The organism is Legionella saoudiensis, assembly GCF_001465875.1.
Taxonomy (GTDB): Bacteria; Pseudomonadota; Gammaproteobacteria; order Legionellales; family Legionellaceae; genus Legionella; species Legionella saoudiensis.
Genome location: NZ_LN901323.1, coordinates 438,654 through 460,094, shown reverse-complemented (window position 1 = coordinate 460,094; position 21,441 = coordinate 438,654). Strand labels below are relative to the sequence as shown.

Sequence of the window (21,441 nt, the reverse complement as noted above, 5' to 3'; positions counted from 1 at the left end):
CTTGTAACAATTTGAATTTAAATGAAAATTATTTACTTGTTTTATCCTATTTTTTGGTTAAAAATAAAAATTACAGGGAAATTCTTAGTCAAAGGAACTGATTATGGCTACCAAAGAAAATGAAGTAATCATCAAAGATCATGTCGTAGCGCAGGAAGCACTTCTCCATGTAAAGACACCCGAGGCTCTTCCTGAAACACTTGATATTGAATTGCTAATCAAGAAAGCACAATCCGATGAGAAAACTGATATTGAAAAATTACTCATCACCGAAGATATTTTTAAAAAAATCAAAGAAAGTCTAGTCGTTACCATTAAAAGCATGGAAAAAAATCCCAGCCTTTTCTCGCGTGCAGCAGACTATTGGGGCGAGCTGCCCTTATGGCAAAAAGTCATGGGTGGGCTCACCGTGACCGTCCCTACATTAATTTTAGGTTTGGTTGCTAATGTTGGGTTTTTACTGGCATTGTGCGGGATTACCACTCTTGCTTATGCTGGTGGTGGAATTATTCTCGATGATCATCATAATCACACTGTAAATATCATTGACAGTTTAACTAAAGGGGTTTTAGGGCTGGCCAATCTTTTAGAGCTAACCATTACGGCGTTAGATAAAATACGCCAAAAATTAGGTGAAGAAGTTGAAAAATTTAGCGCAGAAAACTCTATCCTGCATGAGAGCAATGTAGAGTTAACCGAAAAATTGGAAACATTGGGCCAAGAAATTAAAGCTGCAACGGAACTAACTGAATCCCTAAAGCAAACCAAGGAGTCCTTAGAGGCGGCAGCAACTGCCTTGAAAGAGAAAATACAGGAAAAAAAAGACTTACTAGAAATCAATGAGATTAAGCTTTTACAAGCCACGGAAAATTATCGTATTAGCCAAGAAACTCTAAAGAACAAAATAGAGCAGTTTACCTTTATAGAGGAAAAATTGGCATTGGAGCTAGAAAAAACGAAAAAAACTGTGCTTACACTGCAAGACACTGTAGCTCAACTAGTTGAAACATCCCTTGTTGGCGAACAACAGCAAGAAGATTTTAAAAAACGTCTGGATGCATTTTTTGTCACTCAAGATGAGAAATTTAATTCTCTTGGCCAGACTATTAGTGAAACAGAAAAAAAACTGGCTACAACCCAAAGCAATTTGCAGCAAAATAATGAGGACTATAAAGTACAACTCGATGCCCTGCGTCAGCAAATAGAGCGAATTACCCAGCTCGGTGATCGCCGCCAACAGCAAGTAGAGCGAGTTAAAGCGGAAGAATTAATTAATAAATTATCCACGGAAGAACTAATTAATGCATTGAGTAAAAGAGGATTTTTTGCCGTAAAAAACACTTCGCAAGAAGCACCAACCAGTGAACTAACTCAAGCTGTGGTAGTTTCTTAATCTAACAAGTGCAGCTAAGGGTGCTTACCTCAGGAATTTATCGCCGCCTTTGGGAGAATAATGCTCCCAAAGGCGCCATGAGTTGCAATCAGCTTACCTAACTATTGAGATGATCCTTATCCGCTTCATTTTCCACCCTTACAGCCTTAAAATTCACTCCAGATTAAAAGTATAGCGTCCTTTTTAGTCTATGCTAAATAGGATAGAAGGAGAAATCATGAACATGGCTAAAAAAGTCGCAATTCTAGGGAGCTCCCGTACCCCTTTTGTTAAATCTCAAACGCTTTATACTGGTAAGTCCAATCAGGATTTATTAGGTGCTGCGGTTGCTGGCCTCATCAAGAAAAGCAAAATTGAGGGCGAATGTTTAGGCGATGTAATCGCCGGCGCAGTAATTAATCATCCCTTTGACTGGAACCTTTCCCGTGAGGTCGTTCTAGGAAGTGCGCTATCGCCAGAAACACCTGGCCTAACCATACAGCGTGCTTGCGGCACAGGCCTTGAAGCCATCAATCTGGTGGCCCTCAAAATCGCCAGTGGACAAATGAGCAGCGGCATTGGTGGCGGTACTGATACCAATTCGGATATTCCCTTAATTGGCCAACGCCGTCTCACGCATTTTTTAATCGAATTTCAACAGGCGAAGGGTTGGAAAGAAAAATTACAAGTCAGCAAAAAATTCCGCCTCAGTATGCTAAAACCCTTATTGCCGGAAGTACGCGAACCCCGTACCGGATTATCGATGGGCGAACATTGCGAACTCATGGTTAAAGAATGGAAAATCAGCCGGGAAGCTCAAGATGAGCTGGCTTTTCGCTCCCATCAAAATGCCATCAAAGCCTATGATGCGGGATTTTATGATGATTTAATTGTCCCCATGGATACTTTAACGCGAGACACCATTACCCGCAAAGAAACAACTCTAGAAAAATTAGCTAAATTAAAACCCGCTTTTGATAAATCAGCCACTGGTAGTTTAACTGCGGGGAATTCTACCCCACTAACCGACGGTGCCTCTGCTGTTTTATTAGGCTCTCCCGAATGGGCCCAAGCGCATCAATTAGAACCCCTTGCCTATTTTGTCGATTGCGAGGTGGCGGCGGTAGATTATGTTCATGGCGCAGGGCTCTTGATGGCACCAACCATTGCGGTAAGCCGCCTGTTGGAGCGCAATAATCTCACCTTACAAGATTTTGATTTTTATGAAATTCACGAGGCCTTTGCTGGGCAAGTATTATGTACCCTAAAAGCCTGGGAGTCTGCTGAATATTGCCAAAAAATATTGCACCGCGATAAGCCATTAGGAAGTATTGACGTGCAAAAAATGAATGTTAAAGGTGGAAGCCTAGCCTTAGGCCATCCTTTTGCTGCGACTGGTGGGCGTATTGTCGGTGCGGCTGCCAAAATACTTGCTGAAGCGGGCAAAGGACGGATTCTTGTAAGCATTTGTACTGCAGGTGGCATGGGTGTTGTTGCCATACTGGAGCGCTAGCGCCCATATCGTAAATAATGGCAAGCCCTTGGGCTTGCGCCATTAATTAAAGCCCCGCCTAGCTTCCCAAACACTCAACTCTTGCTTAATTTTGCAGTTTAGTTGATGATATCAAAAGACAAATGGACCTTCTTCCCAACCCTAAGTTAGGGTCAATCAATAAACAAAATAACAAAGATTGGATTTATGGACATTCATTCATTGATCTCGGCCCAACGCGATCGCTATAAAAAACTCCCTTATCGTCAACAAAAAATAATGCAGATCGCCGCAGTCCTCTTGTTATTATTAATACTTATCGTGTTTTATTTTTGGACCTTAGGAAACCATACTAAAAATAACAACCACGAACCAATGCTTATACGCGAAGGCAATCGCATCAAAGTTCCCGAACACTCACCACTGCGTGCGCAGCTAAATGTACAAACCATCAAAGCCTCTCATGCTCCTCATATTATTACACTTGCGGGAGTAGTAGATGCCGAGCAAACCCGCAGCATTGCAATTTTACCGCCCTTAACTGGACAACTGGTAAGTTTAAACATTCAGCTAGGTGATACCGTAGAAAAAGGTCAAGTTTTAGCCACCATGCAATCGCCGGCGATGGCCCAAGCCTATGCTGATAAAATCAAAGCACAAAGTGCATTAAAACAAGCAACAGAAGCCTGGAGTCGCGCCCAAAAAGTTAATCGAGCTGGCGCAAACTCTATTAAAGACGTAGAGCAAATAAAAAATAATTACCGGCAGGCCCAAGCAGAGATGCAGCGTGCCCAAACCGCATTAGAGGCACTAGGGCAAAATAAAGAAAGTTTATTGCAAATACTGGCTCCTATTAACGGTAAGATTACCGCGCTAAATTATGGGAATGGTGCCTATATTACTGATCAGAGCACACCTCTTTTTAATCTCTCCAATAATCAGGTCGTATGGGTTACCGCTTGTGTTCCAGAACAGACCGTCCCCTGGGTTAAAAAAGGGCAAAAAGTAACCGTGTATGTAGCCGCTTATCCCCAACAATCGTGGAATGGCACCATTACCTTTACAAATAACCTTCTCGATCCAGACACTCGTTGCAATAAATCGCGCATTGCTCTATTAAACTCTGATGAGCGTTTGCAACCCAATATGTTTGCCACTATTAAGACCGAAATTCCCCAAGAAGAACAACCGATAATCCCATTATCCGCCTTACTTATGCATAATGACACCACCTCTGTTTTTATAGAAATTGCTCCCTGGACCTTTATGCAGCGTACGGTGGTACTCGGGCCTGAGGATGGAAACTATGTTCGCATTCGTTCTGGGCTAAAACCAGGTGATCGTATTGTCGCCGCAGGAGGGATACTTATCAATGATTGATAAGCTGATTGCGCTATGTTTTCGACGTCGTCGTATTGCTTGGGGAGCCGCTCTTTTAGTTGGTATTTATGGTTATATTTCCAGCACGCAAATGACCATTGAAGCCTATCCGGAACTCGATGACGTGCGCGTGTCCATTGCCACCCAGCTACCTGGATTAGCGGCTGAAGAAATTGAACAGCAAGTGACGATACCACTCGAACGTGAACTGGTCAGCGTACCTTATTTATCAGAACTACGCTCAAGCAGTACATTTGCCCTCTCGTTAATTACGATGATCTTCAAAGATGAAGCAAGCGAATATTTTGCGCGCGCCCGGGTATTAGAAGCCTTGAGCTCGCTAAGCCTTCCCGCTGGCATTCAGCCGATCATGGATCCCTTAACCGGCTCTGGCAGTGAAATTTACCGTTATACTTTAGAATCCAACACTAAAAATCTAATGGAACTATCGGAAATACAACGCTGGATCGTTATGCCCGCGATTAAGCAGGTGCCGGGTATTGCCGAAGTCAATAATTTTGGGGGATTTACCAAAGAGTACCAACTCACCCTAGACCCAATGAAATTACGGCGTTTTAATTTATCCCTAGCCGATGTAACCAATGCGATTAACGCTAATTCTGCCTTTGCTGGCGGTGGTCGCGTTTCGCGTGGAGACCTAAGCTATATTATTCGCGGTATGGGACAAATCCGCACCTTAGAGGAACTCGGAGCAGTTGTTGTTACGCAGCATCAAGGTACACCCATACTCATTCGCGATTTAGGACAGGTAGAATTTGGACATAAAGAGCGCGAGGGAATCCTTGGTAAAAACCACAATCCAGATACAATAGAAGGGATTGTCCTTATGCGCAAAGGACAAAATCCCGGCAAAATCTTGGAAGGTTTGCATGCAAAAATTAATGCATTACAAGAGCGGTTAACCCCGATGGGAGTATCCATCGTTCCATATATTGATCGAGATGATTTAGTCCATTTAACTGTTCATAAAATTACGCATACGGTCATTGAAGGTATTGCCATCGTGTGCATTGTGCTTATGCTTTTTTTAGGTAGCTTTCGCAGCGCCATAGTCGTGACCGTTGCCATACCCGCAGCCTTAATATCTGTATTCATTTTTATGAATTTAACACAAATGCCTACCAACCTCTTCTCTTTAGGTGCAATTGACTTTGGGGTTATCGTTGATGGTGCTATTGTAGTTATGGAAACCATTTTACGTCGCCGAGAAGCGCTTCCCAATGTGCCTCTTTCAATAGATGATACCTTAAAAGCCACAAACCAAGTAGCACGCCCTATTTTCTTTGCTACTTTAATTATTATTTCTGCCTATTTACCTCTGTTTGCTTTTGAACATGCCGAAGGCAAACTCTTTAGACCCATGGCCTATACGGTGAGCTTTGCGCTTTTAGGAGCGTTAGTCTGCTCTTTTGTGCTGATTCCGGGATTAGCCTACACTGCTTTACGTAAACCCCAAAAAATACATCATAATCAAGTGCTCATCTGGTTAACCCTGCGCTATCGCGAACTTTTGCGTGATTTAATTAAACGCCCAGGCATTGCCTATGCCTTAGGCCTCATTATTTTAGCGTTAATCATAGTGCTTGGTGCTACTGCCGGCCGTGAGTTCTTACCCGAACTCGATGAAGGAGCCCTATGGTTGCAAGTCGATTTACCCCCAGGTCTTTCTCTGGAAAAAGGGAACCAGATGGCAAGTACACTGCGAGAAAACCTCTTAAAACATCCTGAAGTATCTTTTGTAGTAACCCAATTAGGTCGCAATGATGATGGTACTGATCCATGGACACCCTCACACATTGAAGTTCCTGTTGGTTTAAAACCATATGCCGAATGGCCCAAAAGAGAATCAAAGCAACAACTTATCTCGCGACTCTCGCAGGAATTTTCGCAAATGCCAGGTTATACCATTGGAATTAGTCAACCCATCGTTGACAATGTTAATGATCTGGTGGGCGGTGCACATAGCCCGCTTGCTTTACGTATTTATGGCAATGACTTACACGAAGCGCGCCGTATTGGTAGTGAAATTGTCGAGGTGCTAAAACACATTAAAGGCACGGCGTCTGCTTCCATCTTCCAAGAACCGCCCATTCCCCAAATTACAATTAAAGTAGATCGCGATAAAATTGCCCGTTACGGAATTAATGTTGCGGATGTGACCAATTTAATTCAAACAGGATTAGGTGGCGCCCCCATTACTATAATTTATGTAGAAAATCGTAACTATAATGCCACCGCGCGTTTTTCCAAGGCAGAAAAAAATAGTATCCAAGCTTTGGGTAATTTATTTGTAAATAGTGCTGGTGGTGCCAAAATCCCCTTATCAGAACTGGCTACCTTAGAATATCGCACTGGAGAAAGTAATATTGCGCATGAACAAGGAGAGCGTGAAGTTACGGTGCGTATGGATAATCGTGGGCGCGATCTGACCTCTTACCTCAATGAAGCCAAACAAAAAATTGCCGAAAAGGTCCACTTTGATAAAAAACAATTTCGCTTAGAATGGGCCGGGCAATTTGAAAGTCAGGAACGAGCAGAGAAGCGTTTGGTTTATATTTTGGGAATCATGCTCATTCTTATGGGTTTGCTTTTATTTTTCGAATTTCAAAAATTACATTTAGTATTTCTCATTCTTGGAGTAGTCCCCATGGCGACTTTAGGTGGTCTTATTACCCTCCATTTAACTGGGGAAACCATCAATGTGGCAACCGCAGTGGGCTTTATCGCCTTATTTGGAGTTTCCATCCAAAATGCCATCATCATGGTGGCGAATATTCGCCGGGTACGCAAACTTAATCCTTCGCTTAATCGCGCGGTAATTGACGGAGCAGCCGAACGTCTACGTCCCGTGCTCATGACAGCGACCGTAGCCTCTTTCGGTATGCTGCCCGCAGCCTTAGCTACTGGAGTAGGAACGGATGTGCAGCGTGGATTGGCAACGGTTATAGTTGGAGGCTTAGCCGTGTCAACCTTGTTAACCCTATTTATTTTGCCTACGTATTACTATGCCTTAGTTCGCTTTCTTGAGCATAAACGTCCGAGGGAACGTCATGAGGGCAATAAAGTATGATGAATAATAATTTAGTACGTATCAGTTTACTACTTCTTTTACTCAATAGTTGCGCGGTCGGGCCTAACTATAAAAGGCCTGCGCCCCCACTACCTGAAAGTTATACCAAGCCCGCACCGGGAGCGAAAACGGCAGGCGCAAATAAAACGCGATTTGGCGCAGCCCAGACGTTCGTTGCCAATCAAAAGTTACCTAGGCAATGGTGGCGATTATTTAATTCCGAACCATTAAATGAATTAGTCGACGCCAGTCTGCGCTATAATCCCAGTATAGGTGCCGCTCAAGAAGCTCTACGCTCGGCTTTAGAAACCGCCTACGCCCAGCGAGGAGCACTTTTGCCTGCAGTGGGCGTATCATTTAATCCCACTACGCAAAAAACCGCAAATATTCTCACCAGCGTGTTAGCCAGCAACCAATATCAATATTCTTTATTTACCGGACAAGTATTTGTCTCTTATACCGTTGATGTTTTTGGCGGCACCCGGCGTCAATTGGAGTCATTAATGGCGCAAGCAGAATTCCAACGCTTCCAATTGGAGGCAACCTATTTAGCCTTAACGGCCAATGTGGTCACTGCGGCAATTCAAGAAGCGGCGTTACGCGAACAAATTGCTGCCACCCAAAAAATCATTACCCAACAAAAAAGACTCTTAGCAATTACGCAACAACAATTAAGATTAGGGGATACGGCTCTTGCCAATGTAGCAGTTCAACAAGCAGCCTTAGCGACATCAATTGCCAGCCTGCCTCCTTTACAAAAACAACTTGTCATTCAGCGCGACTTATTAAATTCATTAACGGGACGCTTTCCTGATGATCCAAGCACGCCTAAAATTTATTTAAGCTCATTACATTTACCGACTCAGCTACCAATTTCTATCCCCTCAACACTCATTGAGCATCGTCCAGATATTCGCGCCGCCGAAGAGCAAATGCATGCTGCAAATGCGCTCATTGGGGTGGCCATTGCCAATCGCCTCCCAAATTTTACAATTGATGGTACCAATCTTGGGACCGCAGCAACCACCATAGGCACTTTATTTCGGCCAGACACCCGCTTTTGGGCGGTAGCGGGTATTATTACTCAGCCAATTTTCAGCGGCGGAGCACTACGTCATAGACAACGGGCAGTAGAAGCCACCTATAGGCAAGCAGCAGCCCAATACCGCTCCACCGTTATCAATGCCTACCAGAATGTGGCCGATACATTAAAGGCCTTGCAAACAGATGCTCTGGGCTTAGACGCGGCCAGTAAAGCAGAACAGGCTGCACGTACTAGTCTTACTATTTATCAACGCCAATTGGCACTGGGAGATACCAGTCAAGCAGCACTGCTTCTTAGTCAACAAAATTATCAGCAAGCAAAATTGAATTTAATTCAAGCACAAGCCAATCGTCTGTCAGATACAGTGGCGCTATTTCAAGCCCTGGGTGGTGGTTGGGAACAAAGTCATGTTATGGAAAAATGATGAATCCTTCCCTCTTCGCTCCCTTATACCCGCAGAGTAAGCAAGGTTTGCTCTTCCTCTTCTTGAATAGAAAATATCGCTGTTCTTGCCGCTTTAATTAAGCGGTGATCACGGGCCTCAGACTCTCTGCGCGCAAAAAAATTACTTAACAAATAAGCGCTTGAGCCACCGACCGCGCTAGCTGTTAGGGCAACTGAAGGATCAATAGGGGTAGGACCATTTTCTTTAAAGAAAATTCCCGCACCGGCAGTTATGTTGGCAGTGCCATTGAACGCCATATTCAACAGCAAAGAGACATTGCCAATAAAAGGAAGGTCTACGGTTAATTGCTGTGGATCTAGGGTAACAGCGATGGGGTGCGTGGTGCTAGTAAGCGGTCCATGGTAATAAACACCATCCGCATACTGGGTTCCTTTAAGTGGGTAAGTCAGACGCAGCGCTGAATTCAAGAAATTAGAGTAATAAGCCAGGCAAATTCCCGTGTTATAACTCAACATGGCGATTGTGAGAGAACTGCTTAGGGAGGTCAGTTGGGATTGCACTATTTCACGAGCTGCTGGCCTCTCAATGGTAGTACCATAATTTTGTTGGGTAAATTGAGCATCATAACGGTATTGCTGAAATTTTTTAAGGGTGCTTCCTAAACCTTTTAAGGTAACTCCGGAGCTTAGAATCACCGCGCTAATCATGCAGATCATCCCCGGTTCTACATAATCGGTCGTGTGAAACAGCTTCTGCCCATCCATAGTTTTGCTAAGTCGCAGCGGCAAGGTATAGTTAATACCGAATAATTGGTCTAAAGTTCCTGAAACATCTAATCCTCCCCAGCCAACTGCTGAGCCCGCATACGCCCCCTGAAAGGTCTTATCGATTGCCTGGGCGGTGGCAAAACCTAATCCCCCAACACTGCAAGCAATAGAGCCTGCGGTATCCAATACACTTGCTGCCGTATTAATTGCTGCATTGACAATATTTCCCATCCATCCCATAACGTAAATCCTTGTAAACTCTAAAGTCACTTGATTTATCATTATCCATAGACAAAGAGAAATCAAAACTAAACCTAAATGGGTTTGTTGTATCAAATCATAACTAATTCATGCCGTCAATGAGAAGGCATTGCTCTATATAGATAAAAAAAGAGCCTCCAGTAAAGTTTTTACACCCCAAAAGATTCCTTATTGCTGCAAAAATGTGCTTATCTTATTGATCCGATTAGTAAAAATCCAAGAAACCCCTCGATTCAATTCACGATATAAGCTATTTTTGGAATCAACAAAACCTACTCCGACCATTTGTTGCGCAGCAAATAAACGGCGTACGAATTTATTGGTGATTAATAAATAATGTCCTAATACGCCGCCATACTGTTGGCTAAGACTTAGATTACAAAATGTCCCCACATTGTTATGCGCGGCAACCAACAATAAAGCCTGCTTAGGAAATTGGGATAACAATTGAAAGCACGTGCTATTTAAACTCAGTAAGTGATAATCCCTTACAGGCCTTAAGTCCTGCAAAACAGCGACCAAAGCCTCTTCCGGCAATGGTGTTTTTAATTCAATAAATAAATGCACACGCCCACCAAATTCTCTAACAACCTCTGCAAGGGTTGGTATTTGCGGAACCTGAGCTCGTAACGCGGCAAAAGGCATTTTGGCGATGGTTAACTCCTGCCCCCATAAACGCTTTAAGGTAGGGTCATGATTTACCACCAGCACTTGATCGGCAGTGGCATGTACATCCAACTCAATTCCCCAACACCCAGCTTTTGCAGCCAAACGAAATGCTGCTAGTGTATTTTCAATTACTCCATGTGCATGGTCATGAGCCCCACGATGAGCGATTAAACGTGCAGCGGATACCTGCTCAGGCCTTGGTGTTTTTCTTGGAAGGCAGGCAAAATAAGCATCGAGTATTTTTTCCAAAAGTATGAGTGACATCAGATAATCCCAAATTAATGATAAGTTCATTCTATGCAGGGGACTTTAAAAAGGCAAAAAGTGCGGATAATAATGAGAATTTTCCTAATACTATTTCATTAATAGGCCTAATTGTGTAAAAATAATTAGTTTTTTAAATCTACACATGAGGGTAGATTATTACTGAGACTTGGATATGCCCTTAATTACTACTGATGTTGATCTTGCCGTTCGCGATTTACGCGCGGGGACTCCCGTTGCCATCCCTACAGAAACAGTCTATGGTTTAGCCGCTCCCATTGATAATGAAGAGGCCATCAGAGCCGTTTTTGCGATGAAAAATCGGCCCTTAAATCATCCATTGATCGTCCACGTAGCTCCAAATTGGGATTTATCCTCATTAGTGGAACACATCCCGGATTATGCAAAACAACTTATTAATGCATTCTGGCCTGGACCCTTAACTTTAGTCTTGCGCTGCAAGCCTGGACAAGTAAATCCGGTGATTACGGGAGGGCAAACCACTGTCGCCATTCGATGCCCAGCCCACCCCCTCGCTCAAGAACTATTAAGCAAATTACAGGTTCCGGTTGTTGCGCCTTCCGCCAATCCCTTTGGTAAAGTAAGCCCAACAACTGCCCTACATGTGAAAGAATCATTTTCCGAACAGGAATTAACAATATTGGATGGTGGTCGCTGTACCGTGGGAATTGAATCAACTATAGTAGATGCCAGTAAACCGGACACCTATCAGATCTTGCGCCATGGGCTTATTGACGAGCAAGCCATTGCCACAGTGATAACAACACAGTCCAATAATGAGCAGAGTACTCTTAGGGTTCCGGGCAAATTAGATAGCCATTATCAGCCACATAAAACTTTATACTATTTCGCAGATTATGAAAGTCTTGCACAATTTTGCCAACACCACAGCGGCTTAATTTATGCGATTGCCAACAAACAGCCTGCAACGATTGATGCGCAACATTACCATCAACTTGCGGATAACCCAGAACAAGCAGCCTTTGATTTATACTATCAGCTCCGGCAGGCAGACGCTTCAACTGCACAATGTATCGTTATTGAATTACCACCAGCAGTAGGTATGTGGCAGGGTGTTCGTGAGCGGATTCTAAAGGCGGGAGAGCCTTACGCCCAAGAATCTTAAAAATATATTATCCTTATAAGTTTACGACGAAGAAGTCCTGAATGAGGCACCAACTAATACCTGCCTCATTCAGAAGCTTTCTAGATGACCTTCCGTGTAAATGCCACAATTTTATTCGCCTTAATGTGTTTGTGACACTTAATACTAAAAACCATTGACAGACTTGCAAAATATGAGTACCTTAGCCGCGAATGCCGAGGTGGTGGAATTGGTAGACACGCTAGCTTCAGGTGCTAGTGGGGGTAACCCCGTGGAGGTTCGAGTCCTCTTCTCGGTACCATTAATAAAACTAAATATATATTCTTTATTCCGAAATCCTTAATTACGCCGTATACATTAAGGCCCCCGTTACCTTAAAACTCCATTTAAGCTTGCGTTAATAAATATTTATTATAATAAACGAAATGCTTTATGCTTAAAGGTACAGTTTATGCCATTCACCCCCGCTTCTGTTGTTCAACAAGTATTAAAAAAACGAGAGCAGATTAATGATCTTAATGTGATAAAGGAAATGACGCGCCTGTTATTTAACTTAGCACTTAGAGATAAAGAAGCGGCTGCTCTTTTGTTTAAGGAGCCCAATCGTTTTGTAGCCTGCATACCGCAGGTAATACCAAAAGAACAATTACTTCAATTTGCTAAAGCGCATCATGAGAATTTGGTAAAACAAGTAATCCGTGTTGCGGCAATTAATAAAGAACTTGCACGAGAAATGCTGCAAGCCAATATTCAAAGGCTCCATGCCGATCAACAATTTAATGTATTGCTACAACAAATTCAGTCCCATCGGCAAGAACCTGCGCATCCACCAGTTAAACCCCTAAATGGACGAACTTATTTAGCCGTAAAACATAATCCTCTAGTGCAGGAGAAAAATGGTGTTGATGGCGTTATGCATGAAAATGAATTTGTCCCTATGGTGAGTCGAGAAACACGTAACTTTAATCAAAAATTATGTTCTGCAGGCTCCTCGACAAAAAGAGAAGTAATTCTGCTGGACCCTAATGATCCCACTTTGAAAGCGCTTTATAATCTATTAAAAGCGCAGTTACCCATAACCTCTGACCCTCAGCAAATCTTAGAAACGGTAAAAACCTTAACGCGCTCTTGCCTTACGGGGAGCAAACCTGAGGCATTTATTAATGAATGTTTACGTGATGGTAAACGAATCATTCCTCTTAGCGACTTCATCATGCAAAGACAAGGTGTTTGCCGCCATCATACGCTATTAAATGCTTATTTCTTATCTCGTTTAGTGCAAGATGGTTTACTAAAAGGGGAAGTCATTCATCACCGCCAAGATTTTAGGGAAGGGGCTCATACCTGGAACGTGTTCCGTGGGCAAAACGGTAAAACTTATTCGCTTGACTCCTTATGGGATGATGTAACCTGTATCACCGATAATCCTGGAGCGATTAATAGTCTATACCGGCAAGATGTTGAGACAGAAATTAATAACATGCATTTTCAACAAGCTCCAGAAGCGAGGCTCCCACAAGTTCCAGAAGTTCAACCCAAACAAGAGCCATTTTTGGCATTTGATATCCGTGCATTTAAAAAGCAGATTCGAGCAGAACTTAACGTTGCCGAAAAAATAATGCAAATTAAACAAGTTATTGAAAATACCCAATTTACCGTTGGTGATTACCTATTGTGGAAAGGAGGCTTAATGCTTCAATTAGCGGATGGTAGCGAAAAACGTGTTCCACATCGTGTTTTTGACATTTATAAGCTTATTAAAAAGAATGAATCGCATCTCTCCGATCCTGCGATAGCACAAAAGTTATGGGCCGACATACAAGCCCATGCAGATAATGCGTTAAAAAATCCGCGAACTGGCCGGCATGAGGATACCACAGCCTTCTACAGTGACATTGTCAATAATAAAATTGTCGCAGATGAGCCTGTGAATAATGCGCAAAGAGAGATTCGCTTTATACTTTAATCCACTGGGCAGTGGCCATTAACCGCATAATGCAATACACTTTTGCAGATACTAACTACTCAAGGATTGTGTGATGACGGTGCAATTGCTCTCTCTTAATGACGTAAAGCAAAGTATTAATATGCTCCAGGCCATTGACGCCATGGAGCGTGCTTTTATTCAATTGGCAGAAAATCAAGCTAAATTACCTTTGCGCACAGGGATTACTATTGACGAGGAACAGGCACTTACATTAACCATGCCTGCTTACCTTGCTGCTGATAAAGCTCTAGGCCTAAAAGTTGTTTCCATTTTTCCTAATAACTCCCTGCGTAATAAACCGTCAATCACAGGATTTATCATGTTACTGGATGCTCAGACAGGAGAGCCCAAAGCCTTAATGGATGCAGGATTTTTAACCGCTTTGCGAACGGGAGCCGTTTCAGGTTTAGCAACTAAATATTTGGCCCGAGAAAATGCCTCGCATGTGGCAATTATTGGCTCCGGAGTACAAGCGGAAACCCAACTGGAGGCCGTAACTGCTGTGCGTGATATAACTAAAGTGTCTGTATGGTCTCGTGATGCGCAAAAAGCGCAAAAATTTGCGGATAAATTTGCCGGTCGTTATGAGATTAAGGCTTATGAGTCGGTATCCTTAGCTGTCAAACATGCGGATATTATTTGTACCGCGACAGGTAGTAGTGAACCACTGATTCATCTTGAAGACTTGCAAGAACATGTCCATATTAATGCCATTGGTTCGCATACGGTGCATATGAAAGAAGTCGCTAATGAGGTGCTGGGAAAAGCTGTGGTTATTGCCGATCAATTAAGCGCGGTCTTGGCCGAGTCCGGAGAGATTATGAGCGCGATTACCCAAAAGCAACTGCAACCTGAATCAATTATTGAGCTTGGCACTTGGTTGCGGCATAAAAATGCTGAGGATAAAAATCGTCTTACCGTATTTAAATCAGTTGGACTTTCAATCCAGGATGTTAGTGTGGCATCCGTAGTATATCAAAATGCCATGGCAAAAAATTTGGGGATGCCGTTTGCGCTGAGTTAAGAATAAACTTCCGACAAAGATCTCTTGCAGGCACGAATTAACACCCGCCACATTAGGAGATCCCTCGCATGCTCAGGAATGACCTGCCACTCAAGCCTTAAGTAAGGTAAGCCTTTACGAGATATGTAAATTTTGTCATTGCGAGCCCTGGCGAAGCAACCCAGAACGATGCTTCGTTAAGGCCCAGTACTGGGTTGCTTCACTTGGTTCGCAATGACAGCAGTTTTTATTTAATTTTAGTAGAATACATACAGCGTGAATGCTTACTAAGTAAGTAGCTTTCGGCTTAAGTCCCGCCTACAAACGAAAAAAACTAACTGAGACTCCCCATTGCCTCTCCAAAGCGGATCACACTTTCAGCTTTCAAATGATTGCTCCATTGAACTTTGCTGCCATCAGCAAATAATAAAATTACCGTAGAGCCCAGTTTAAAATAGCCAACCTCACTGCCCTTGAGCATGTGCTTCGTTATGGTTGTATCTTGCTCATAGTCAAACGAGGTTATCTGTTTGCTGCGTAGAATATCTCCATGCCAGCTCGTACCAATCGCGCCGACAATTGTGGCGCCGACCAAAACCATCTTCATCGGGCCTGCTGCCGTTGCAAAGGAAATAACTAACCGCTCATTGCGTGCAAATAATTTGGGTACAACGCGCGCGGTCATAGGTTGTACGGAAAATAAAGCTCCCGGCACGTAAGTCATTGAAAGCAACTCAGCATCCATCGGCAAATGTACACGATGATAATCTTTAGGCGATAGATACAAGGTTGCAAAACGGCCATTTTTAAATTGTTGCGCTTCTTCCTCAGTACATGCTAGAAGTTCCATTACGGAATATTCTCGTCCTTTAGCCTGAATAAGCTGTCCTTGCTGTATAGTTCCAATCTCGCTAACACATCCATCAACCGGAGAAATGATTTCTGCCTGTGCCAGAGGCCGACATTCAGGTTTTAAATGGCGGATAAAAAACTCATTAAAATTGGCATAAGCAGTTGGCTCTTCAATTAATGCCTCACTCATGTTCACCTTATACTTTTTAATAAAGCGTTGAATGATGTAGTTCTTAACTCGAGGCTCTTTAACTTCTGCCAAGCAACCGGCAAAAACAGTGAGCCCATGTTTTGGAATAACATATTGAGGAAAGGTTTTTAATAAATCTATAGACATGCAAGGACTCACCGTATCAAAAAACCAGCATCATACCCCATACTGTATTCAGCCACAATTTATGGTTCTAAATCATTACTCCAGTAGAACATTTCCTTTCTGTAGGAATTCTTACTGCAGTATGTTTCGCTTGGAGATACTTTAAATAAAAATCCTTATGCTCCGTTTCTTTAAATAACTCTATTAATGCATAACCGGGCTGCTTTTTTAACTCAGGATTCTTTTTAATATCATCCTTTATTTGCTGAATAATATCCAAGAATAATTGAGAGCTGGCGGTCGATGTAAGCTCTCCCTTCATAAAGGCCATAGCCAAAGCCGTGGGCGCATCATATTGGCGAAAATAGTTATTAATTTCTTCTTTCCTGGAAGCCTTGGACCAAAAAAAGAACGAATTAACCTTAGATAACCCCTCTTCATATTTGCCTAACGCGGCATTTTTTATAAGACGTAATCGCTCTTTATTCGTCTTGGAAATTTTTTCTACCCAGTCATATACCGTATTATAGACCAAAGAAAGCCCGGCCATATTATATAAATGCACAAAAGCATTACTATGCTTGGCATAACTGACCGCTGTTTTGGTAAACACATTAATATTGGCTTCAAAGCTACCGTTTCGCAAAGCAGTTGAAACACTGGCAATGTAATTTTTTTGCAACATGCATGGGGTAAGCTCCCGAATAATGCAGGTGTTTAAGGCTCCATCTTCTGTCTTCCCGGAGCTTAATATATAAGCCAATTTATTATGATTACTTTCGGTGCTTTTCTCTAAATATTCTTTCGTTGGGCCACCCCGGGTGCGGGTAAGTTCAAGGGTTGAGCTATATTTTGTATCAATGATTTCATATATGTACTGCTTAAATGTTTCTGCAGACAGAGTATCAACCCAAGCAAATAACTTTTCATTAAATTCGTCAATAACCTGCTCATGAGTAAGTGGAAGTATCTCTCTTTTGATTGTTGTAGGTACTTTTAACATTTCCTCGTCGGTTGCGCGTAAGTGCTTACTAAATCTAGCTTGTAAAGCAAACTGCTCTAATTCATTAATAATAGGACCAAATTTATCCTTAGCATAGCTTGTAGTATGAGCTAAAGCGTCTGTAATCTTATCAGAATACTCAAAGCATAGATTTAATATGTTTTGGGTAAACTCCTGATTATCGCTTGGAAGTAAGATATCTCCTTTCTTCCCATAATATTGAGTGATAATGTTTTGCAGCTGGTTGGTAAATTCAACCATATACTCTAGTGCCTTATCTAAAGAGGCGCCATTGTTATTTATTGGAGTGCTGCCACTATTAATGGACTCCTTTTTCACATCAATGGCAATATTTTTTAATGTCCCAAACAATTGCCATACATCCGTCAAATCACTATCAGTAACCTCTAGAGCATCTGCTGTTTCCACGATGACCACATCACCTTTTTCAGCAACTAACTTAGCTAATTCTTTAGTTAAATTGCGTGCATCGCGTAATAAGGCTCTTAATCGAGGCGCATAAGCATCACGCCAAACCTGATGGTAACGTTGGTGCAGCTCCTCTATATTATATTTACATGCAGGATCAGTAATTGACTCATTTTGCTTTTCCATCCATTCTTGGATATTTTTATAGATGGACGGCTTACGGAATAATTCTTCATGGGTCGGTAAAAGGGATACCCCAAAACCATTATCCTCACACCCCATATAGAAAACGACAGCCCGATAAAAGCTATCGTAACGTGCCTGGAATATCTTCATCATGAAATTAATAAAAGCTTTTCTATTCGTTTTTTCGTTGTATAAATGGGGAAAGGACTGTTCACATTCCGAGCGAATAGTTTGCCCTAAAGAAGTATAATCGAGGGGTCTAGTGGTCAAAATAAGCTTATCTTCGGAACTTGTGCTCGTTTTAGCGCTTTCATATTCGTCAGAGTGTTCCGCCCAATTTAATAAACTTCCATGCTTCTTTATTATGCGCTGGTACTCATTTTCATCTAAAGATTCAAACTCATCAAACAAGCGTTTACAGAGAACTTCTGGTTGAAAAGTTAATAAAATTTTTAATGCCGCAGCAACCTTTTGCGCGTGTGCTTCATGACGGGCTGCTAAACCCACAAATTGCTCTGAATCCGCATAAACCTTGGGTAGCGTACTGGGTAAAACCGTGGTTTGCACCACTTCAGGTACAGGAATAGTAATACTTCCTTGGCCAGGATGCGCATAAGTAGGAGAATGATAGGGTTTGGCATCAACACAACAGGGATAACGCTCGTAATCACGAACGGTAAAATCGATACGTTTTTTCGGTAATTCAATGCAGGTACGAGGTCTTTTGATAAAGTTGGAAAACTCCTCATACCAAAACATGTCATAGTCAATCCCGCCTTTTAAACTCAGATTATGCGGATGCGGATCATTATCTCCAAAAACCTGGCGACTCAGTATAATTTCGATCGTATTTTCATGAATCAAGGTGTCCGTCGAAGGGATAACCTGTTCTCTTTCAATGCTATCACTAGGGATAGGCTCACCTTTTATATTAAAGGGCTTAAACCCTTCCAGTTTCAATGAGAAAATACCGAGCACTTGACCTTCATCACCACAAACTAAATGCTCTTCTGCGGTTCGTTCCTGAGATAACTTTAGAATAGTTGATGTAGCTACACTGCCGTTGGCAAGTAACTCGGGGAAATTTCTTTCCGGCTCAAGCTCCTTGAAAAAACCCTCTTTTAACGCACCGTCCTCAATATATTTAGCATGCCAGACTTTATGAGAGCCATCACCAACTCTATTGCCTAAAGTCAACTTTGATCTTGCCAACGCTTTTTTGGGAATACTTACCATGTCTCGTCCATTAGATCGCAATAATCCTTAAAGAATAGTTCATATTAAGCAGAAATATTGAAGAAGTTCAAGAATCTTTGGAACTATTTAGCACAATGTTGGACAATTTTTCACAGGGAAAGAGCTTGGTTGAACTAGATAGTCCAACCAATTAATAAGGTGAAAAAATAAGTGGCAGGTGATTTTAGAAAGTATGCCCGAGCGTTGAGGCCTCAGGCTCTAAAGAATTAATCATTTCCTTAGTGAACATACGCACAGCCTCACCCGAGCGAGTTTGTGTGAAAAACCAATAGTTACCCGTAGCTTTTTCTTTAAAATAATTACACAAGCCTGCACTAAGTAAACTAATAACCGCATTAGTAATAAAAATGAGTGCATCCGAAAGAAAAAGAAGCAATTTTGAGGTTTCGGGACTTGGTGCCGGATCAACCGTAGCTAACATCTTTTTCTCAACTTCCTGTATCTGTTTTTTAGCTTCGTTAAAGGCTGCTTGCGCATCGTCTCCTGCGCTTATCAATGCTCTATAGGCTATACCGTATAAGCTCTTTCGATAATCTCCCTCATCTTTTTCCCACTCTTTCCCCATCTCTAGGTAAAAATAGGACTTAGATAAGCGCGAAGAAATTTTCTTACACTCATCCTCAACAGATAAAATAATTTTGCGGAAACATTCTGCTTTTTTATCATTTTCCCGCGCTGCAAAAGCAATCATATCAAGATCAAAGTCTAAATCCTGCAATTGGGTTACACAGATGAAACGTTCACGCAATTTTTTAGCAACGGCCTGATGCTCTTGATTTTTTATCTTAAGAACTACATCTCCTTGGATGGGAATCCCATTCCTGACACCAGCATAAAGAACATCGACTAATAGTCGGCGCTGTTCGCTATCCTTAATTGCAGCCAGGGGCGGTAAAAGAGTACGCAGGGTTGTCCCTTCCTTACCGGCTCCTAGTACCATACGATAATCCGTCTGATCGCCAACCCCTGTACTGCGCAAAACTTGCAATGCCTCACTTACAGCTTCTAATTTATTCAGCGTCATCGCATTGAGGCTTTTAGCATATCGCGCTTCGGTATTAGCTAAAAAGAAATGGGTAATAATGGATTGCTTTAAATGCTGATGCGGCGCTAATGCCAAGCTTCTCAAGCCATCAAAACCACCCGGAATGGTCCCTTTTTTCGCCAAAGAAACGAGAGTGGAGGCCATTAAAGGATATTGATTAGTTGCTGCAACAATTTCTTTGTAACCATCTATCGTTAAGGAACTTGTAGCCCATAATATCAAACACAAATCTTTAGCGTGTACATCAGCAATATCGTTAATAAATTCTAACGCATTTAATTTTTCCGGTTGTTGAAAAAACTGGGGTACATTCTGGGTAAAACCAATGCCTGGCATTAGCTGGGTTAAACGATTTACTGGTCGGAAATAATAGTCATTGGATAAAATTTGATGGATAAGCTCTTTAGGATACTTTCTTTGGTGCAATATGGGTAATAAGATGATTTGCTCTCTATCCCACATAAAACCACTGTAATCTTTTATAAATTCAGGATGGAGCAAATAGCGGTTCGCATTTAAAGCACCCTCTATTTTATTGATGAACTCCTCTTCATAAAGCACTGCAGTCATGTCCAATAAATTACGGCTAATTTGCTCATTGCTACTGAGGGTAACATTTTCCAACTCATGGCGTAACTTGCTATTCTCGGAAAGACAATCTTGTAACATCGCCATAGAGAAAGGCACATTATACTTCACGATGAGGTCTAATGCAGGATTTTCCGCAAAGAGTTGTGGTAAATTAATTTTTGACAAATCAATGGGATCTGCAATTGTCGCCTTTTTTCCATTAACTTTAAGGAAACGTAAGAGAAGGCGAATACGTTCAAAACGTGGATTAATTTCATCATTTTCTGCATTAAACGCCAGTAGCAATAACTCAACCGGAGCCGCCGCATTAAGCTGTGCTAAAAACTGATTTCTAGTTGTGGGTTCCGAGCACGAACTTAGTTCAAATTGTGCATCTTTAATATGGGCATTTAAATCAAAGCTGGAAAAAAGGGTTACCGAACGCGTTCTTGGATTCATGTGCGCTTTGCGAGTAAAACCTATCATCCATTGGTCTGGTTCATCACGGCGATACATAATCACCATACCGCAATTTTCATTATTGTCATCTATATAAGCTAAGCGCTGACAAACAAAATTGCGTTGATATTCCTCCTCATTTTCCTCTACCTTTTTTAAGGGACATGCACCTAAAAGAAATTTTAGAATTTCGGCAGATTGGTCGCCTTGCGTATAATATTTAGCCGCCGTATCCTGGCTCCATATATTAAGATGCTGGTTTGCTTGGGTTTCGTTACCTAAAAAAGGAGTTCGTGACAAATCTACAGCAATCGCGTTATCGGGCTTTCCTGTTTGCATAACAAATTCTGGATAGCCAAAGGCGGAGAAAAGTTGTAGTGCATTTCCTTTTACCAAATAAGGCATAGTTCAATTCCCAAAATGACAATTTGTGGCTATTATAACCAATAATACAGGGAAAG

At 42.1% G+C, this 21,441-nt stretch carries 13 protein-coding genes and 1 tRNA gene; 9 read left to right on the top strand and 5 right to left on the bottom strand.

The window, feature by feature from the left end:
- Nucleotides 1-103: 103 nt before the first annotated feature.
- The 5 genes from BN3124_RS08210 to BN3124_RS08190 all read left to right on the top strand — a co-directional run bounded on the left by BN3124_RS08210 (nt 104) and on the right by BN3124_RS08190 (nt 8,804).
- Nucleotides 104-1,393 (top strand): coiled-coil domain-containing protein, encoded by a 1,290-nt coding sequence (locus BN3124_RS08210; protein WP_058534313.1) that lies wholly within the window; start codon nt 104-106, stop codon nt 1,391-1,393.
- A 217-nt stretch (nt 1,394-1,610) separates the two neighbouring features.
- Nucleotides 1,611-2,885, top strand: coding sequence for an acetyl-CoA C-acetyltransferase (locus tag BN3124_RS08205; protein ID WP_058534312.1), 1,275 nt, complete (start codon nt 1,611-1,613; stop codon nt 2,883-2,885).
- A gap of 186 nt (nt 2,886-3,071) precedes the next feature.
- Complete coding sequence (locus BN3124_RS08200) at nt 3,072-4,244, top strand: efflux RND transporter periplasmic adaptor subunit (RefSeq protein WP_058534311.1); 1,173 nt, start codon at nt 3,072-3,074, stop codon at nt 4,242-4,244.
- Complete coding sequence (locus BN3124_RS08195) at nt 4,237-7,335, top strand: efflux RND transporter permease subunit (RefSeq protein WP_058534310.1); 3,099 nt, start codon at nt 4,237-4,239, stop codon at nt 7,333-7,335. Before BN3124_RS08200 ends, BN3124_RS08195 begins: the two co-directional genes overlap by 8 nt.
- Entirely contained in the window at nt 7,332-8,804 is a 1,473-nt protein-coding gene (locus BN3124_RS08190; protein ID WP_230849120.1) for an efflux transporter outer membrane subunit, read from the top strand. The genes BN3124_RS08195 and BN3124_RS08190 overlap by 4 nt, the downstream gene beginning before the upstream one ends.
- Nucleotides 8,805-8,827: 23 nt before the next feature.
- On the opposite strand, the gene BN3124_RS08185 is transcribed toward BN3124_RS08190, so the two are convergent.
- The gene (locus BN3124_RS08185) at nt 8,828-9,793 is read right to left on the bottom strand and encodes a hypothetical protein (protein WP_058534309.1); all 966 of its coding nucleotides are present in this window, start codon (nt 9,791-9,793) and stop codon (nt 8,828-8,830) included.
- A gap of 189 nt (nt 9,794-9,982) precedes the next feature.
- Nucleotides 9,983-10,747, bottom strand: coding sequence for a glycerophosphodiester phosphodiesterase (locus BN3124_RS08180; RefSeq protein ID WP_058534308.1), 765 nt, complete (start codon nt 10,745-10,747; stop codon nt 9,983-9,985).
- Between the two features lie 175 nt (nt 10,748-10,922).
- Here BN3124_RS08180 and BN3124_RS08175 point away from each other — a divergent pair, with 175 nt between their 5' ends.
- The 4 genes from BN3124_RS08175 to BN3124_RS08160 all read left to right on the top strand — a co-directional run bounded on the left by BN3124_RS08175 (nt 10,923) and on the right by BN3124_RS08160 (nt 14,884).
- The gene (locus tag BN3124_RS08175) at nt 10,923-11,894 is read left to right on the top strand and encodes an L-threonylcarbamoyladenylate synthase (RefSeq protein ID WP_058534307.1); all 972 of its coding nucleotides are present in this window, start codon (nt 10,923-10,925) and stop codon (nt 11,892-11,894) included.
- 193 nt (nt 11,895-12,087) lie between these two features.
- A tRNA-Leu gene (locus tag BN3124_RS08170) sits at nt 12,088-12,174 on the top strand.
- 150 nt (nt 12,175-12,324) lie between these two features.
- Complete coding sequence (locus BN3124_RS08165; RefSeq protein ID WP_058534306.1) at nt 12,325-13,839, top strand: hypothetical protein; 1,515 nt, start codon at nt 12,325-12,327, stop codon at nt 13,837-13,839.
- Nucleotides 13,840-13,912: 73 nt separating this feature from the next.
- Nucleotides 13,913-14,884 (top strand): ornithine cyclodeaminase family protein, encoded by a 972-nt coding sequence (locus BN3124_RS08160; RefSeq protein WP_058534305.1) that lies wholly within the window; start codon nt 13,913-13,915, stop codon nt 14,882-14,884.
- A 313-nt stretch (nt 14,885-15,197) separates the two neighbouring features.
- Here the strand turns inward: BN3124_RS08160 and asd are convergent, their stop codons facing one another.
- From asd to BN3124_RS08145, 3 genes are all read right to left on the bottom strand, one after another.
- On the bottom strand, nt 15,198-16,052 hold the full coding sequence (gene asd, locus BN3124_RS08155; protein WP_058534304.1) for an archaetidylserine decarboxylase: 855 nt from the start codon (nt 16,050-16,052) through the stop codon (nt 15,198-15,200).
- Between the two features lie 67 nt (nt 16,053-16,119).
- On the bottom strand, nt 16,120-18,885 hold the full coding sequence (locus tag BN3124_RS08150; RefSeq protein ID WP_058534303.1) for a hypothetical protein: 2,766 nt from the start codon (nt 18,883-18,885) through the stop codon (nt 16,120-16,122).
- Nucleotides 18,886-19,069: 184 nt separating this feature from the next.
- Nucleotides 19,070-21,385, bottom strand: coding sequence for a hypothetical protein (locus tag BN3124_RS08145; protein WP_058534302.1), 2,316 nt, complete (start codon nt 21,383-21,385; stop codon nt 19,070-19,072).
- Nucleotides 21,386-21,441: the final 56 nt, after the last annotated feature.

What these genes read in the sequence shown, in the direction of transcription:
- BN3124_RS08210 (WP_058534313.1), top strand. Translation starts at nt 104, where the DNA reads ATGGCTACCAAAGAAAATGAAGTAATCATCAAAGATCATGTCGTAGCG.
- BN3124_RS08205 (WP_058534312.1), top strand. Translation starts at nt 1,611, where the DNA reads ATGAACATGGCTAAAAAAGTCGCAATTCTAGGGAGCTCCCGTACCCCT.
- BN3124_RS08200 (WP_058534311.1), top strand. Translation starts at nt 3,072, where the DNA reads ATGGACATTCATTCATTGATCTCGGCCCAACGCGATCGCTATAAAAAA.
- BN3124_RS08195 (WP_058534310.1), top strand. Translation starts at nt 4,237, where the DNA reads ATGATTGATAAGCTGATTGCGCTATGTTTTCGACGTCGTCGTATTGCT.
- BN3124_RS08190 (WP_230849120.1), top strand. Translation starts at nt 7,332, where the DNA reads ATGATGAATAATAATTTAGTACGTATCAGTTTACTACTTCTTTTACTC.
- BN3124_RS08185 (WP_058534309.1), bottom strand. Translation starts at nt 9,793, where the DNA reads ATGGGATGGATGGGAAATATTGTCAATGCAGCAATTAATACGGCAGCA.
- BN3124_RS08180 (WP_058534308.1), bottom strand. Translation starts at nt 10,747, where the DNA reads ATGTCACTCATACTTTTGGAAAAAATACTCGATGCTTATTTTGCCTGC.
- BN3124_RS08175 (WP_058534307.1), top strand. Translation starts at nt 10,923, where the DNA reads ATGCCCTTAATTACTACTGATGTTGATCTTGCCGTTCGCGATTTACGC.
- BN3124_RS08165 (WP_058534306.1), top strand. Translation starts at nt 12,325, where the DNA reads ATGCCATTCACCCCCGCTTCTGTTGTTCAACAAGTATTAAAAAAACGA.
- BN3124_RS08160 (WP_058534305.1), top strand. Translation starts at nt 13,913, where the DNA reads ATGACGGTGCAATTGCTCTCTCTTAATGACGTAAAGCAAAGTATTAAT.
- asd (WP_058534304.1), bottom strand. Translation starts at nt 16,052, where the DNA reads ATGTCTATAGATTTATTAAAAACCTTTCCTCAATATGTTATTCCAAAA.
- BN3124_RS08150 (WP_058534303.1), bottom strand. Translation starts at nt 18,885, where the DNA reads ATGGTAAGTATTCCCAAAAAAGCGTTGGCAAGATCAAAGTTGACTTTA.
- BN3124_RS08145 (WP_058534302.1), bottom strand. Translation starts at nt 21,385, where the DNA reads ATGCCTTATTTGGTAAAAGGAAATGCACTACAACTTTTCTCCGCCTTT.